Here is a 15,492-nt window from a genome sequence, read left to right as displayed (position 1 = left end):
CATAGAATCCATAAGCACAGCATTTACGGGCAGACCGAACCATGCAGAGCAATAAAGTCGTCATCACCGGCATTGGCATCATTTCTTCGCTAGGCGAAGGACTGGATGCGCATTGGAATGCTTTCTCCAAGGCAGGTTCAGAACCACGCCTCGAAAAGGAAGCCTTTGCGCCATACACAGTTCATCCGCTCGGCGAAGTCGATTGGGGTTTGCAAATCCCCAAGCGTGGCGACCAGCGCCAGATGGAAACATGGCAGCGGCTTGGCACCTATGCGGCAGGCCTTGCGCTTGACGATGCCGGTATCAAGGACGACGAAGCGCTTTGCGCAAGCATGGACATGGTTGTGGGCGCCGGTGGCGGCGAACGCGACATCACCGTCGACATGCAGATTCTCGAAGAAGGCCGGACCAGTAACGATCGCGGTGTGATGCTCAACGAGAAACTCTCGACCGAGCTGCGCCCTACCCTGTTTCTGGCCCAGCTTTCCAATCTGCTGGCTGGCAATATTTCCATCGTCCATAAAGTGACCGGCTCATCGCGCACATTCATGGGCGAAGAAGGTTCGGGCATTTCAGCGATTGAAACAGCGGCAGCACGCATTCGCTCTGGCCAGAGCACGCATGCGCTGGTTGGTGGATCGTATAACTCAGAACATTTCGACATGATTCTCGGCCATGAGCTTGGCGGATTGCTCAAGCATGATGGCTGGGCGTCCCTATGGGACCGTGAAGGCAGCGCCGGTGGCGGCATGATTTCCGGCTCTGGCGGCGTGTTCCTTGTGCTTGAAAGCGCAGACCATGCGCAAAAGCGCGGTGCCCGCGCCTATGCGGAGATCGCAAACATCGAAAGTGCACAGGTTCGTCGCGATGCTGCCGATCTCACGAAGACGGTTCGTGAACTGGTGCTTGCTGCCAATGGCGGCAAGGAGCCTGCATATGTGGTTTCTGGTGCCTCCGGCGCGCATGACGCAACGGCTGCCGAAAAAGCTGCACTTGAGGGCATTTCCGCCGCTTATCGCGGCATTGCCAACCTGACCGGACATTTGCGCGAAGCTCAGTTCCCGTTGGCGCTGGCTCTCGCGGCTATTTCTGTTTGGAAAGGTGAGGCTTTCGCACCATTAAGCCCGTCTGAAAAGGCGATTGATGGAACGATCGGCGAAGCCATTGTCACCACCGTCGGCGCAACCCGCGCTGAGGGTGCCGCAAAGCTGGTGAGAGCATAAGATGACCAAATACACAGACCATCTCGGCCGTCCCATCGTTGCTATCACGGGTGCAGGCGTTGTTTCTTCACTCGGACAGGGCAAGCAGGACAACTGGGCGGCCCTTACCGGCGGACGCTCCGGCATTCATGAAATTACCCGTTTTCCAACGGAAAGCCTGAAGACACGCTTCTCCGGTACGGTCGACTTTCTGCCTGAAAGCAATGTCGGCTCCTCTGCTCTCTCCGAGGCGCTCGCACGTCTTGCAGGCGAAGAAGCCCTTGCACAGTCCGGCCTTTCCGTAACCAATTTCGGCGGTCCGCTTTTCCTCGCAGCACCTCCCGTTGAACTCGACTGGAAGAGTCGTTTTGCTCTTGATGCGAGCATCAAGGATGAAGGTCCGGCCAGCTACCAGCTTCTGCTTGAAGCTTGCCGTCGTGCCCGTCAGGGAGAACTCTTCAATACAACGCAGTTTGGCTATATTGCCGAGCGCCTGTCGGAAGCCTTTGGCACACGCGGCCTGCCGGTAACGCTGTCGACCGCATGTGCATCGGGCGCAACTGCGATCCAGCTTGGTGTTGAAGCTATTCGCCGTGGTGAAAGCGACCGCGTTCTCTCGATTGGTACAGACGGTTCGGTATCGGCTGAATCGCTCATTCGTTTCTCGCTGCTTTCAGCCCTTTCCACCCAGAACGACAAGCCGGAAAAGGCTTCCAAGCCTTTCTCCAAGGATCGCGACGGCTTTGCGATGGCTGAGGGTTCGGGCGCGCTGGTCATGGAATCGCTTGAAAGTGCGATTGCACGCGGTGCAAAAGTTCTGGGCATTCTCGCCGGTTGCGGTGAAAAGGCTGACGACTTCCACCGCACCCGCTCAAAGCCGGATGCCTCGCCTGCAATCGGAACCGTGCGCGCAGCACTTGCAGATGCCGGCCTGACCGAAGATCAGCTTTCCTATGTCAATGCACATGGCACCTCGACGCCTGAAAACGACAAGATGGAATATCTCGCTCTTTCAACCGTGTTTGGCGAGCAGCTCTCTTCGATCCCGGTATCGTCCAACAAGTCGATGATCGGTCACACCCTGACCGCAGCCGGTGCGATTGAAGCGGTGTTCTCACTGCTGACGATTGAAACAGGCACATTGCCTCCGACCATCAATTACGACAATCCGGACCCGGCAATTCCGCTGGATGTTGTGCCGAATGTGAAGCGTGATGCACGGGTTTCCGCCGTGCTTTCAAACTCATTTGGCTTTGGTGGACAGAATACCAGCCTTGTATTGACCGCTAATCCGAATTAATCGGACTAAAAATTATATATTCTCGGTAATCCCGGAAAGCCGAGTGCTATCCGGGATTATGTCTTGAAAAGGATAAATTCATGCGCGCCTTGCAGCTTCTCGATGATCGTCGTCTCGAAATGACCGACATTGCACCGCCACCTGCACCCGGCAATGGCGAAGTGACAGTGAAGATCAAGGCTGTAGCACTCAACCATATCGACGTATGGGGTTGGCGCGGCATGGCATTTGCCAAGCGCAAAATGCCGCTGGTGATCGGCGCGGAAGCCTCCGGCGTGGTCGATGCAATCGGCCCGGGCGTATCCAATGTTTTGCCGGGTCAGCTTGTTTCGATTTATGGCGCACGCACCTGTGGTCTCTGCAAAGCCTGCCGCGAAGGTCGTGACAATCTTTGCGAACATGTCGGCGGCGTTCATGGCTTCCATCTCGATGGCTTTGCATGTGAAGCAGTCAATCTGCCAGCACGTTTGCTCGTTCCGGCACCTCCCGGCGTTGACGCCATTGGCGCAGCGGTTGCTCCCGTTACCTTCGGTACGGTCGAGCATATGCTGTTTGACAATGCCAAGCTACAGCCGGGTGAAACCGTTCTGGTTCAGGCCGGTGGTTCAGGCATTGGCTCGGCTGCAATCCAGCTTGCAAAGAAAATGGGCTGCACGGTCATCACCACTGTTGGCTCCGACGACAAAATCGAAAAGGCCAAGGCGCTCGGTGCTGATCACGTCATCAATTATCGCGTCGACCGCTTTGAAGGTGTTGTGCGCAAGCTCACCAAGAAAAAGGGCGTCGATGTCGTTTTCGAACATGTCGGTGCGGACACCTGGGCAGGTTCGATGCTCTGCATGAAGCGTGGCGCACGTCTCGTCACCTGTGGTTCGACCTCCGGCGTTTCAACCAACATGAACCTGATGCAGCTTTTCCAGCAGCAGCTTAAAATCCTCGGCTCTTTCGGTTGCCGCATGGAAAACATGGCTGATGCTATGCAGAAAATGGCGCAGGGCGTTGTTCATCCGGTTATCGACACCATTGTCGGCTTTGATGACATTGGCACCGCTTTGAAGCGCATGGAAGGCCGCGACGTCTTCGGCAAGATCGTATTGCAGATCGACTAAGCCTTTATGTTCAAGATTAAGCTTCTTCTCTTCAAATGGTCACGTAAGCTCAAGCAGTTTAACTACTGGCTTTGGGCGCAGGCCGTGTTTGTGACGCTGGCACTGCTGCGTCTGCTGCCTGCTAAAAGCGCAATCCGTTTTTCGGCATGGTTTGCGCGTAAAGTGGGACCACTTACGCCACGGCATAAGGTTGCGACCAGCAATCTTCGTCATGCCTACCCGGAGAAGAGCGACGCTGAAATTGAGAAGATCGCCATTGAGATGTGGGACTCGATGGCGCGTCTTTTCGCGGAATATATCTTCCTCGATGCAATCTTCGATTTTGATCCGAATGCGACCGAGCCGGGTCTTATCGAAGTCGACGGCATTCCGATTTTCGAACGTCTGCGTGACGAGAAGAAGCCGCATATCTTCTTCACTGCCCATACCGGTAATTTCGAGCTTCTGCCGATTTGTGCAGGTACATTTGGTCTCGATGTAACCGCCCTCTTCCGTCCGCCGAACAATCCTTATATTGCGAAGACCGTTCTCAAAGCACGCAAGACCAATATGGGCCATCTGGTGCCTTCCAAGGCCGGTGCTGCATGGTCGCTGGCGCGTGTTCTGGATAATGGCGGCAATGTTGGCATGCTGGTGGACCAGAAGTTCCAGCGTGGCGTTCCTTCAACCTTCTTCAACCGTCCGGTGAAGACCAATCCGCTGCTGGCAAAGCTCGCGCGCCAGTATGATTGCGATGTCTATCCGGCGCGCTGCATTCGCCTGCCCGGCGGTCGCTATCGCCTGGAGCTGAAAGAGCGTATGGAGCTCCCGCGCGACGAAAAGGGCGAGATCGACATCGCCGCAACCGCGCAGCTTCTCAACGACACCGTTGAAGACTGGGTGCGCGAATATCCCGGCCAGTGGATGTGGTTCCACAAGCGTTGGGGCTAGAGACTCAATATCTGCGTTCGGTCAAAAATGGCCGGGCGCATTTTTTATTCTATGATGTGACAAACATCCTGCCAGGGAGACAACCATGCGTCCTATCGCAATCGCCCCATCCATCCTTTCCGCAGACTTTGCGCGCTTGGGCGAAGAAGTCGATGCCGTGCTTGAAGCCGGTGCCGACTGGATTCATATCGATGTTATGGACGGCCATTTCGTTCCGAACATCACGTTTGGTCCTCAGGTGGTGAAAGCAATTCGTCCGCGCACCAAGGCTTTCTTCGATACGCATCTGATGATTGCGCCTTGCGATCTTTATCTGGAAGCCTTTGCCGATGCAGGCTGTGACCTGATCACAATTCATGCCGAAGCAGGCGCACACACACACCGCTCGCTCCAGAGCATTCGCGCTTTGGGCAAAAAATCCGGTCTGGCGCTCAACCCGGCAACACCTGTCGAAGCATTGACCAATGTGATCGATGATGTTGACCTCGTGCTCGTCATGACGGTCAATCCGGGCTTTGGTGGCCAGAAGTTCATCGCCCCGATGCTTGATAAGATTAAGCGCGTGCGTGAGATGATTGGCGACCGCCCGATCGATATCGAAGTGGATGGTGGCATCACGCCTGAGACTGCCGGATCGGTTGTTGCAGCCGGTGCAAATATTCTCGTCGCCGGTTCCGCCGTTTACAAAGGCAACTCGGTCGAGAGCTACAGCGCCAATATCAAAGCCATTCGCGAAGCCGCAGAAGCAGCACGATAATCTAAAGCCACTTTTCCGGGGGATTGCGTTGAGCTGAGCATCAGGCTCTGCTAAACACCGCGCATTCCCTTTACCCAAGACCTGCAGCCCGGCAGACGGGCCGCCAAAACAGGATATGCCCATGATCCCGCGCTATTCCCGACCAGAAATGGTCGCCATCTGGTCTCCCGAAACCAAATTCCGCATCTGGTTCGAAATTGAGGCCTATGCATGTGAGGCGCTTGCCGAACTCGGCGTAATCCCGAAGGAAGCCGCAAAGACCATTTGGGAAAAGGGTGATGCCGCCAAGTTCGACGTTGCGCGCATCGACGAAATCGAAGCCGTCACCAAGCATGATGTCATCGCGTTCCTGACGCATCTGGCTGAATTCATCGGCCCGGACAGCCGTTTTGTGCATCAGGGCATGACCTCGTCAGACGTACTCGACACCACGCTCAATGTGCAGCTCGTTCGCGCAGCTGATCTGCTTCTGGCAGACATGGACCGCGTGCTTGCAGCGCTCAAGAAGCGTGCATTCGAGCATAAGGACAGTGTTCGTATCGGACGCAGCCACGGCATCCATGCCGAGCCGACCACGATGGGTCTGACTTTCGCCCGTTTCTACGCCGAAATGGTACGCAACCGCGCACGTCTCGTTGCTGCACGCGCAGAAATTGCGACCGGTGCCGTATCGGGCGCTGTTGGCACCTTCGCCAATATCGATCCACGCGTGGAAGAATATGTCTGCGAAAAGCTCGGTCTCGAAGCAGAGCCGGTTTCAACGCAGGTTATCCCGCGCGACCGTCACGCCATGTTCTTTGCAACACTCGGTGTTATCGCTTCGTCGATTGAAAATGTTGCAATCGAAATCCGCCACATGCAGCGCACGGAAGTTCTGGAAGCAGAAGAATTCTTCTCTCCCGGCCAGAAAGGCTCGTCGGCGATGCCGCACAAGCGTAATCCTGTTCTGACAGAAAATCTGACCGGCCTTGCCCGTCTGGTTCGGATGTCGGTTGTGCCTGCTCTGGAAAACGTCGCTCTTTGGCATGAACGTGATATTTCACATTCGAGCGTTGAGCGTGCGATTGGACCAGACACCACCATCACACTCGACTTCGCGCTCAATCGTCTCGCTGGCGTTGTCGAAAAGCTGGTGATCTACCCGGAAAACATGCTGAAAAACATGAACAAGTTCCGTGGTCTGGTGCATTCGCAGCGCGTTCTGCTCGCACTCACACAAGCTGGCGTTTCGCGTGAAGATTCCTACCGTCTCGTGCAGCGCAATGCCATGAAGGTCTGGGAACAGGGTGCAGACTTCCTCGAGGAGTTGCTGGCTGATCAAGAAGTGCGCGCAGCGCTTTCCGAAGAGCAGATCCGCGAAAAATTTGATCTTGGCTATCACACCAAGCACGTGGATACCATTTTCAAGCGGGTATTTGGTGAAGCATAAAGCTTCATAAAATGAGTCCAAAAAAGCCCCATGTTGCTGAAAACATGGGGCTTTTATTATTCCAGATTAGGCATTTGTTTTGATCGTATTGATCACATTGCCCCATGGGTCTTCGAAGACGTGGTTATTACCGCCACGCGTATCTTCCATCTCCACCCATCCAAGTCCAGTGCGGTCCTGATCGCGTTTGCCAGCACCTGAACTCTGCCAGGCATTCGCGCCGATGTGGTGATGGTAGCCACCAGTGGACAGGAAAACCGCCTTGTCGCCATAGGTCTGCACGGTGTCAAAGCCCAACTGCTGATGCCAGAAGGCTTCAGCATCCTTCGCATTGCCCACGCGCAGGTGAACGTGACCGATGACAGTATTCTGCGGTGCACCGTTCCATTCGCCACCTTCACGGTCAATAACGTCGAGAAGGTTTTTAACGTCGAGCGCTTCGGTCCCCATCTTTACACGATCGCCATTCCACTCCCACGTGTTATGCGGGCGGTCGGAATAGATCTCAATGCCATTGCCTTCCGGGTCAGTCAGATAAATAGCTTCACTGACATTGTGATCCGACGCCCCGGCAACAGGTAGCTGCTTGTCGATGGCGCGGCGCGACCAGCGAGCCAGATCGCCACGGGTCGGCAACAGAAATGCCGTATGGTAGAGGCCAGCGCTACGTGGATCGTCGGCTTTAGCTGCGGAAAACTGTTCGATTTCCATCAACTCGCGATCACCTGCGCCCAGAACAATGGAAGCGCCGCGACGTGCCATCTCGCGCAAACCCACAACATCGCGATAATATTCTGCAAGTCCCTCAGCATCGCGCGCCTTAAGGCCAACACGCGCTACACGCACTGGTGTCGTCATTGCGAAAGGCAAAGGAGCGTTTTTTGCCATGTTGGTGGAAGCGACCTTTTCGGCAGCGACCGTCTTCAGTGTCTCAGTCATTTCATTCTCCTTCGATGGCATTTCTGCCCGCGCGGAAAGAATATTGCTCATAACGGCGGCGCCTGCAGAACCAAGCACAGTTCTTCTGCTGATGGCCATAGTCGTTAATCCTCTCCGTAGTTATCTTCCCGCTAAAGATCACAATTTGGAGAGCGTTACACAAGATAGCGATCAGCGAACAAGCTGTTCATCATTTGCGTTAGTCGTCTCTGAGTGCCCTTCTTATTCCAAGCCGTTTAATACTTTTCTGGGTTGGCAACGACCAAGCTTGAAGACCTGCGAAATCGCCTCTAAATAGGGGGCATGAAAGTCAAAGACACAGATATCCTCATAATCCCCGGTTACACCAATTCCGGCCCCGATCATTGGCAGACCCGTTGGGAGAGCAAACTCTCGACGGCGCGACGTGTCGAGCAGGCCGAATGGTCGAAACCTGTAAAGGACGATTGGGTGGCGCAGCTTGTTAAAGCCGCCAATGAGGCCACAAAGCCTATCGTTCTGGTTGCGCATTCGCTTGGCGTTGCAACAGCGCTCCACGCCATACCGCATATACAGCATAAGGTTGCTGGCGCATTTTTCGTGGCGCCGCCGGACGTTTCAAATGAAAAGATCCGGCCCAAGCATCTTATGACGTTTGGTCCTTATCCACGTGATCGTCTGCCTTTTCCGACGATCACAGTCGTCAGCCGCAACGATCCGTTTTCCAGCTTTGAGGCCGCAGAAGAGGTCGTGAAGGATTGGGGTGCGATGTTGATCGATGCCGGTGAATCCGGGCACATCAATTCGGAGTCTGGCCACGGTCCATGGCCGGAAGGCTCCATGGTTTTTGCTGAGTTCATGACTCAGCTCCAGCCGATAAAACATCACTAAATCAATGAATTACAGATATTTCTGATCAAATAGATTCAGAACATGTTTTAAAGCGGCAGATGACAAATCATCTGCCGCTTTTTTTCTTATGCGCGAACAGCATCCACAAGCGTTTTCGCACCCAGGCGAATATAGCCGCCGTCATTTCCCAGGGTCAGAAACTGGAAGCCAAGTGGAATATAGCGACGCGCAAACTCCGCAGAAGGCGAATAAATGCCTGCAAACTTTCCTGCAGCAGCTGCCTTCCGTGCAATTATGCTAATCGGCTCAATGATAGCTTCCGAATTCGGATTGGCCTCACGGCCATTACTCCAGGCAATCGAGAAGTCGGCAGGGCCTACGAAAACGCCATCGATACCGCGCACGTCAAGAATCGCATCAAGTGCATCGTATGCGTCGCGCGTTTCGATCATCGCGAAAGCCAGTGTGTCCTGGTTCGCCGTCACGAGATAGTCATTCGAACCCGGCGCGCCGTAATCGGCATTGGCGCGGAACACACCCCACGAACGCTCGCCAATCGGCGGATATTTCATAGCAGCGGCAAATTTACGCGCATCTTCAACCGAGTTGATCATCGGTGCGATAACAGCCTGTGCGCCAAAATCGAGCGCACGGCTTGCCATATCGAAACGTCCGACAGGAATGCGAACGACCGGTGGTTTTCCTGCGTTCAGGATCAATCCGAGGCTGCGCAGCACACTTTGCTCATCATGGCCGCCGTGCTGCATATCGAGCGTTACAGCTTCAAGAGCACTATGCGCCAAAACCTCTACTGTTAGCACTTCAGGCAAGGACGACCATGCAGAAAGAACAGTTTCTCCGGCACGAAGACGCGAAGACAAAGACATGCTTATTCCCCTACTCAAGAGCACTTCCCGTTCAGATTGAATCAATGGAAATGCTCTAGCTATTTGTTTTTACGCGCATCTTGTTCCGAAAACCGGTTCCTACTTTTCGGGATGCGTTCCAAATGATAAGGGCAGAAATGCGCTTTGCATTTCCGCCCCTAAACATCATTTAGTCCTTTTGGACCTGCTTGACGGCTTCCTCAAGGAAAGCGAACATCTTCTCGCGAATGGCTTCGTCGGTCACCTTCACGTCAGCTGCATCAAAATCGGCACGCAGCTTGCGGAAGACGTCCTCGTCGCCTGCTTCTTCGAAATCAGCGGCAACAACTTCACGAGCATAGGCTTCTGCGTCTGCATCGTGCTTGCCAAGAAGTTCTGCGGCCCAAAGACCAAGAATCTTGTTGCGGCGAGCTTCCGCCTTGAAGCGCAATTCAGCATCGAGTGCGAATTTGCTTTCGAAAGCGTTGCGGCGATCATCCATGCCAGTGGCCATTCATACAACTCCCAGGACTCTAGAGCGCGTTTCGATCTGATTAAATCAGATCGCGCTCTAAATGTTTATTTTAACGCGCATCTTTTCCGAAAACCGTTTCGCACTTTTCGGGATGCGCTCTAAGTTATGTGAGATCGTCATCCGTTCTCTTGCCTAAAGCTGGCAAGGGGCGCAAGATTATACAAGAGCCAAAAATCACTTTATTGATTTATCTGGCTCTGAAACGCTTAAAACGGGGGAACGGGTACAAAGCAGGATTGTTAAAAGCCCACAATTGCTATACGTAGCCCGCGAGAATAGCGGCAAAAGCCGATCATCACATTTTTGGAAATCCGAGAAAAGCCATGAACCGTCGCCGCCGTATTTACGAGGGCAAGGCCAAGATTCTTTATGAAGGCCCTGAACCCGGTACTCTTGTCCAGTTCTTCAAAGATGACGCAACCGCGTTCAACGCGAAGAAGCATGAAGTTGTTGACGGAAAAGGCGTGTTGAATAACCGCATCTCCGAGCACATTTTCACCCAGCTTAACCGCATTGGCATTCCGACCCACTTTATCCGCCGCCTCAACATGCGTGAGCAGCTGATCAAGGAAGTCGAGATCATCCCGCTTGAAGTCGTTGTTCGCAACGTCGCCGCAGGCTCGATGTCCAAGCGTCTGGGCCTCGAAGAAGGCACTGTTCTGCCACGCTCAATCATCGAGTTCTATTACAAAGCAGACGCCCTCGATGATCCAATGGTCACCGAAGAACACATCACCGCTTTCGGTTGGGCCAGCCCGCAGGAAATCGACGACATCATGGCTCTCGCCATCCGCGTCAACGACTTCCTCACCGGTCTGTTCCTAGGCATCGGCATCCAGCTTGTTGATTTCAAGATGGAATGCGGACGTCTGTTTGAAGGCGACATGATGCGTATCGTTGTTGCCGACGAAATTTCACCAGACTCGGCTCGCCTTTGGGATGTCAACACAAATGACAAGCTCGATAAGGACCGCTTCCGCCGCGATATGGGCGGGCTGGTTGAGGCCTATCAGGAAGTGGCACGCCGTCTCGGCATCATGAACGAGAACGACACGCCTCGTCCTTCCGGCCCTACGCTTGTGAAGTAAAAATCCGCACAGCCCGGCAACTCACGTTCCGGGCTGTTTTCATTGTTGTTAAGTTAAATCAGCAGGAACTACAGAGTGATCAAGGCACGCGTCACCGTTACACTGAAGAACGGCGTTCTCGACCCGCAGGGCAAAGCTATTGTCGGCGCGCTCGGCAGCCTGGGCTTCGAAGGCATCAATTCCGCCCGTCAGGGCAAGGTCTTCGATCTCGAACTCGAAGGCTCGGACAAGGCGAAAGCTGAAGCCGAAATCAAGACCATGTGCGAGAAGCTGCTCGCCAATACGGTTATTGAAGATTACGCAATCGTCATCGCCTGACGCGCTGCGGCTTAAATATAGTTTTTTGCGCGCCTTCAGACCGCTTTGCAGCGGGTTTGAAGGGCACTCAAATTCAAAGAGACGTGAAACGCCATGAAAGCAGCAGTCGTTCTTCTTCCGGGCCTCAACCGTGACCGCGATATGATTGCGGCCGTCACCAAGATTTCCGGTCAGGCACCTATCACCGTCTGGCAGACCGATACCAGCATTCCCGACGACGTTGATCTGATTCTCATCCCCGGCGGTTTCTCCTACGGCGATTACCTGCGTTGTGGCGCGATTGCAGCCCGTATGCCCGTTATGCAGGCCATTCGCGAGAAGGCCGATAAGGGTGTGATGGTGATCGGCGTTTGCAATGGCTTCCAGATTCTTGTCGAAGCTGGAATGCTGCCGGGTGCTTTGATGCGCAACACTTCGCTGAAGTTCGTCTGCCGTGAAGTGAAACTGGAAATCAGCAACGCTAATACTGCCTTCACACGCGGCTATCAGCCCGGCCAGATCATCCGTTGCCCGGTTGCGCACCATGACGGCAACTATTTTGCTGATGCAGAAACACTAAAGCGTATCGAAGGTGAAGGTCAGGTTGTGTTCCGCTATGCAGACGGCACAAATCCGAACGGTTCCGTCAACGATATCGCTGGTATCGTCAATGCACGCGGCAACGTTCTCGGCATGATGCCGCATCCTGAAAATCTGATTGAAGGTGCACATGGCGGCGATGATGGCCGTGCACTTTTTGCAGGTGCACTCGGTATCGCAGCTTAAGCAAGACAGCACTGATAAACAGATCAAATGGCCTTCGTTGCAAAACGGCGGCCATTTTTTGTTGCCCAAAATCAGATGCTCAATTGAGGCAGCCAAAGAGAACCACCTTCTCAAGGCCTAGTGGATTGAATTTGACGTTTGATTCCCGACTGACACAAGTGTTGTTTCAAACGTCAAATTCAAAAAATCCACTAGATTCAAATGCTTGCTCGTGGTCTTTTTGATTCCGACATTTGTTTAATGCCTGTGTCGAGGGATGCAAATGTCGGAATCAGACCACTAGCATCCTGCGCAAAATCGTGGCAGCTTGATCGTCAGATACTTCCTGAATAAACCGAATCGGGGAACGATATCGATGCAGCTATATTCACGCCCACTCTCCCCCTATTCCGCTTTTGTGCGCGGTGTTCTTTATCTCAAGGAACTGCCGTTCAAACCAATTAGTCTTCCCTATCCGTTTCCCGAAGACTTCGTTCATGTGACACCTTTGAAGCGTGTCCCTGTGCTGATAACCGGCTCTGGAGAGACGTTATTTGAAGCAGCTGTTATAGCGGAATATCTGGAAGATCATTTCCCGGACACTCCCGTTCTACCCGGCAGCCCGCGCGAGCGTGCGTTGATCCGCCTTCTGGCGCGTGTAACGGAGCTGGAAGTTCTCGGCCCTGCGATGAAACTCTTCATCCTTCAGAGCAAGCCTGAAAGGGATGAGGCCACCATTGAGCGGCTTTTCACCAAGCTCCACAGAGGCCTTAGTGTGGTTGAATCGCGCCTTACCGATCATGATTTTGCACTCAACGACGCGCCAACACTTGCCGATGCATGGCTGGTGCCTGTGCGCTTTTTGATGGAACCGCTCAAGAAGCTTTCGGGGAAAGAGGATTTGCTGGCGGCTTACCCAAAATTCGACACATATGCGGTGAAAGCAAAGCAAGACCCGGCGTTCGAACTCATATGGAATGAGATGAGTGACGGGTTGAAGGCTTTCATGCCGCAGCTTGCCTGAGTTATCCCACCCAGTAGAAGGCGTACTCTTTAGAGAGGCGCTTTAACACTTTGTTTCTACGCGTTTATCGGCAAGCCAATCGCCTGATGGCCTTGCCGATAAACGTATTGATGGAGCCTTCCTTGAAGAATAAGACCATTGCGCTTGTAGCACTTCCAGCGCTTGCACTGTTTGCGGCTTGTACACCAAAGCCTGCACCCGGCCCCGTTTCCATCGATTCCAATAAGGCAGCACTCCCGACCATGGAACGCATTGCTCTGGGAGCAAACAGCTGCTGGTTCAAATCCAAGGACAAGGACTTCCGCGGCTATACACTTGCGCCGGAACTCAACTCGTTTACCGGGCGCCCACGTTTTCTGGTGGTTCCATCGCGCAATCTGGCAGGGCGGCCGTTGCTTGTTGTCCAGGCACAGGGCAACCCTGCCCGTATCGAGGCTTTTGGTCCAATGATGCAACAGGCGCATGGCGATCGTATCGCCAGAGACATTAATCGCTGGGCTTCCGGCCAAAAAGATTGCTGATGCTCAAATTCAGCGAATATGGAAGCGCACTTTCCGCGCTTCCTTGTCTGCGTCGGTGCGCGTGATACCAATATCACGCAACTGATCGTCCGTAAGATCCATCAATTGAATTCGGCTACGACGCAACATCAGACGCAGAGAACACCAATCAACAAAATTCTGCCAGAACGAGCGCTGTGTACAAGCAACAACGCTTTCTCGTTTCTGCATTGTATCAATTGTATCTATATCATCACGCTTGATTGACACATATGTCATCGCAAAGAGCCTTCATTGCTGGGCTTAACCACTATTTGCACCGGTTTAGTGCTCGGCAGCTTAAATACAATTGACTCAAATACCGATACAATGCTTATATTGTTACCATGACAAATTGGCTCCCAGACCTCACCGCTAAATCCGGCCCCCTCTATCTTCAATTGGCTGATGCCATTGAGGAAGCGATTGCAGATGGCGCACTGCCTGCCGGGCAGAAGTTGCCGCCGCAGCGCAATCTCGCTTTTGATCTCAAGGTGACAATCGGTACAATAGGACGAGCCTATGCCCTCGCGCATGAGCGCGGACTTGTAACCGGCGAAGTCGGACGCGGCACTTATGTGCTGGGCAGGACCGATGACAAGAATGCGCCGCCTGCCTATTCGAGCGATGGCATTGCAGGTACGCGCGTTCAGGATGCTCCGCTCGATAAGGGGCGTTTCGATACGACTGCTGCACCAGATGTTGGACAGAACGCAGTGCTTGAGCCGCTGATTGCGTCTGTCATTCGCAATTTCCCTCACGAGGTCGTCAATTATACGCGGCATTTCCCGCAACATTGGCTTGAAGCCGGAAGGCAGTGGCTTAATCAGGAGAACGCGCCTGCCGATGCGAGCAATATTGTTATCACCAACGGCGCACATGCTGGTGCAATTGCGGCGATTACGGCTTTCACCTCGCCCGGCGACAGGATTGTTTTTGAAGATCTCACTTACACACAAGTGAGCCGGTCCGTGAAAATTGCCGGACGCCGCGTCGCGATTGCGGCAAGCGATGAATACGGCATGATCCCGGAAGAGTTCGAACGGGTCTGCAATCAACAGCACCCGACAATGGCTTTTCTGATGCCAAGCATCCACAACCCAACGCTCGCGACCATGCCCTATGAGCGCCGGGTTGCAATTGCTAATATCGCGGCACGGCACAATGTCTGGCTTATCGAGGACGACACCTACGGGGTCATGACGCGATCAAACATACCGAAAATCGCTGATATCGCGCCGGAACGCACATTCCTGTTGGGCAGTCTTTCAAAGGCTGTGACTGCCGGCTTGCGTTGCGGATGGGTCGCCTGCCCTCCGCATTGTGCGCAGCGGTTGCGTGTCACTCACAAGCTGATGACAGGGGGCGTTTCGTTTCTGCTTGCTGAAACGACCGCTCAAATGGTGCTTTCCGGACAGGCTACAGCATTGCTGGACAAATGTTCCGCTGAAATCGAGTGGCGGGAGCAACTGGCCCGCAAAATCTTTGTCGGCTATGACTTCGTTTCTTCTCCTCACGTGCCAATCCTGTGGTTGAAACTACCGGAACCCTGGCTCACAAGCACATTCAAAGCGGCCGCCTATGAAAACGGACTACTGATCGATGACGAAGACGAGTTCAAAGCCGGGCGTATTGATCGGACGTACCACCGGGTTCGCATTGCGTTTTCTTCGCCAACAGACCGCGCTCTGGTCGAAAATGGCTTCACAACTTTGCGCCAGCTGCTGGAAAATGAACAAGTGGGCTATGAAGGCAGCATTTGAGCCGGGAAATCGGCATTTTCCTGTCGCGCTTCTGACAGAGTTAGGTTAAAGAGGCCCCTTGAAACCTTAGGTGTCCGCCCTTCGGCAGAAGTTTTCGGGTACCGCAGCCTGCCACGGG

The 15,492-nt window shown here is 53.8% G+C and carries 17 protein-coding genes; 13 read left to right on the top strand and 4 right to left on the bottom strand.

All coding sequences use genetic code 11. The annotated features are described in order from the left end of the window. Positions 1-41: 41 nt before the first annotated feature. From ACSME1_RS00150 to purB, 6 genes are all read left to right on the top strand, one after another. Entirely contained in the window at positions 42-1,223 is a 1,182-nt protein-coding gene (locus tag ACSME1_RS00150; RefSeq protein WP_105706734.1) for a beta-ketoacyl-ACP synthase, read from the top strand. Position 1,224: 1 nt separating this feature from the next. Then, entirely contained in the window at positions 1,225-2,502 is a 1,278-nt protein-coding gene (locus ACSME1_RS00145; RefSeq protein ID WP_100559164.1) for a beta-ketoacyl-ACP synthase, read from the top strand. An 80-nt stretch (positions 2,503-2,582) separates the two neighbouring features. Then, positions 2,583-3,611, top strand: coding sequence for a zinc-binding dehydrogenase (locus ACSME1_RS00140; RefSeq protein ID WP_094541938.1), 1,029 nt, complete (start codon positions 2,583-2,585; stop codon positions 3,609-3,611). Between the two features lie 6 nt (positions 3,612-3,617). Beyond that, positions 3,618-4,541 carry a lipid A biosynthesis lauroyl acyltransferase gene (locus ACSME1_RS00135; protein WP_105706736.1) on the top strand — a complete coding sequence of 308 codons (924 nt, stop codon included), beginning with the start codon at positions 3,618-3,620 and terminating at the stop codon, positions 4,539-4,541. An 85-nt stretch (positions 4,542-4,626) separates the two neighbouring features. Beyond that, entirely contained in the window at positions 4,627-5,298 is a 672-nt protein-coding gene (gene rpe / locus ACSME1_RS00130; protein ID WP_105706738.1) for a ribulose-phosphate 3-epimerase, read from the top strand. A gap of 121 nt (positions 5,299-5,419) precedes the next feature. Then, the gene (gene purB / locus ACSME1_RS00125; protein WP_024897516.1) at positions 5,420-6,727 is read left to right on the top strand and encodes an adenylosuccinate lyase; all 1,308 of its coding nucleotides are present in this window, start codon (positions 5,420-5,422) and stop codon (positions 6,725-6,727) included. A 66-nt stretch (positions 6,728-6,793) separates the two neighbouring features. On the opposite strand, the gene ACSME1_RS00120 is transcribed toward purB, so the two are convergent. Further along, the gene (locus tag ACSME1_RS00120) at positions 6,794-7,615 is read right to left on the bottom strand and encodes a VOC family protein (RefSeq protein ID WP_051514758.1); all 822 of its coding nucleotides are present in this window, start codon (positions 7,613-7,615) and stop codon (positions 6,794-6,796) included. 354 nt (positions 7,616-7,969) lie between these two features. Between ACSME1_RS00120 and ACSME1_RS00115 the strand changes: the two genes are divergently transcribed. Further along, on the top strand, positions 7,970-8,536 hold the full coding sequence (locus ACSME1_RS00115; RefSeq protein ID WP_036567224.1) for an alpha/beta hydrolase: 567 nt from the start codon (positions 7,970-7,972) through the stop codon (positions 8,534-8,536). Positions 8,537-8,622: 86 nt separating this feature from the next. On the opposite strand, the gene ACSME1_RS00110 is transcribed toward ACSME1_RS00115, so the two are convergent. After that, on the bottom strand, positions 8,623-9,390 hold the full coding sequence (locus ACSME1_RS00110) for an HpcH/HpaI aldolase family protein (RefSeq protein WP_024897513.1): 768 nt from the start codon (positions 9,388-9,390) through the stop codon (positions 8,623-8,625). A 163-nt stretch (positions 9,391-9,553) separates the two neighbouring features. Beyond that, positions 9,554-9,877 (bottom strand): DUF1476 domain-containing protein, encoded by a 324-nt coding sequence (locus ACSME1_RS00105; RefSeq protein ID WP_024897512.1) that lies wholly within the window; start codon positions 9,875-9,877, stop codon positions 9,554-9,556. 344 nt (positions 9,878-10,221) lie between these two features. Here ACSME1_RS00105 and purC point away from each other — a divergent pair, with 344 nt between their 5' ends. The 5 genes from purC (at position 10,222) to ACSME1_RS00080 (ending at position 13,593) form a co-directional block, all read left to right on the top strand. Further along, complete coding sequence (gene purC, locus ACSME1_RS00100; RefSeq protein ID WP_007874627.1) at positions 10,222-10,986, top strand: phosphoribosylaminoimidazolesuccinocarboxamide synthase; 765 nt, start codon at positions 10,222-10,224, stop codon at positions 10,984-10,986. A 75-nt stretch (positions 10,987-11,061) separates the two neighbouring features. Continuing rightward, the gene (purS, locus tag ACSME1_RS00095; protein ID WP_024897511.1) at positions 11,062-11,304 is read left to right on the top strand and encodes a phosphoribosylformylglycinamidine synthase subunit PurS; all 243 of its coding nucleotides are present in this window, start codon (positions 11,062-11,064) and stop codon (positions 11,302-11,304) included. 93 nt (positions 11,305-11,397) lie between these two features. Further along, positions 11,398-12,069, top strand: a complete 672-nt coding sequence (gene purQ / locus ACSME1_RS00090) for a phosphoribosylformylglycinamidine synthase subunit PurQ (RefSeq protein ID WP_100559174.1) — start codon at positions 11,398-11,400, stop codon at positions 12,067-12,069. Positions 12,070-12,424: 355 nt separating this feature from the next. Next, on the top strand, positions 12,425-13,072 hold the full coding sequence (locus ACSME1_RS00085) for a glutathione S-transferase family protein (protein ID WP_100559176.1): 648 nt from the start codon (positions 12,425-12,427) through the stop codon (positions 13,070-13,072). A 122-nt stretch (positions 13,073-13,194) separates the two neighbouring features. Beyond that, entirely contained in the window at positions 13,195-13,593 is a 399-nt protein-coding gene (locus tag ACSME1_RS00080) for a hypothetical protein (protein WP_100560187.1), read from the top strand. 9 nt (positions 13,594-13,602) lie between these two features. On the opposite strand, the gene ACSME1_RS00075 is transcribed toward ACSME1_RS00080, so the two are convergent. Further along, positions 13,603-13,842 (bottom strand): DUF1127 domain-containing protein, encoded by a 240-nt coding sequence (locus ACSME1_RS00075; protein WP_235822335.1) that lies wholly within the window; start codon positions 13,840-13,842, stop codon positions 13,603-13,605. A gap of 116 nt (positions 13,843-13,958) precedes the next feature. Here ACSME1_RS00075 and ACSME1_RS00070 point away from each other — a divergent pair, with 116 nt between their 5' ends. Next, on the top strand, positions 13,959-15,374 hold the full coding sequence (locus ACSME1_RS00070; RefSeq protein WP_105706739.1) for a PLP-dependent aminotransferase family protein: 1,416 nt from the start codon (positions 13,959-13,961) through the stop codon (positions 15,372-15,374). Positions 15,375-15,492: the final 118 nt, after the last annotated feature.

The organism is Brucella pituitosa (assembly GCF_965577835.1).
Taxonomy (GTDB): domain Bacteria; phylum Pseudomonadota; class Alphaproteobacteria; order Rhizobiales; family Rhizobiaceae; genus Brucella; species Brucella pituitosa.
This window is presented reverse-complemented; position numbering and strand designations above follow the sequence as displayed.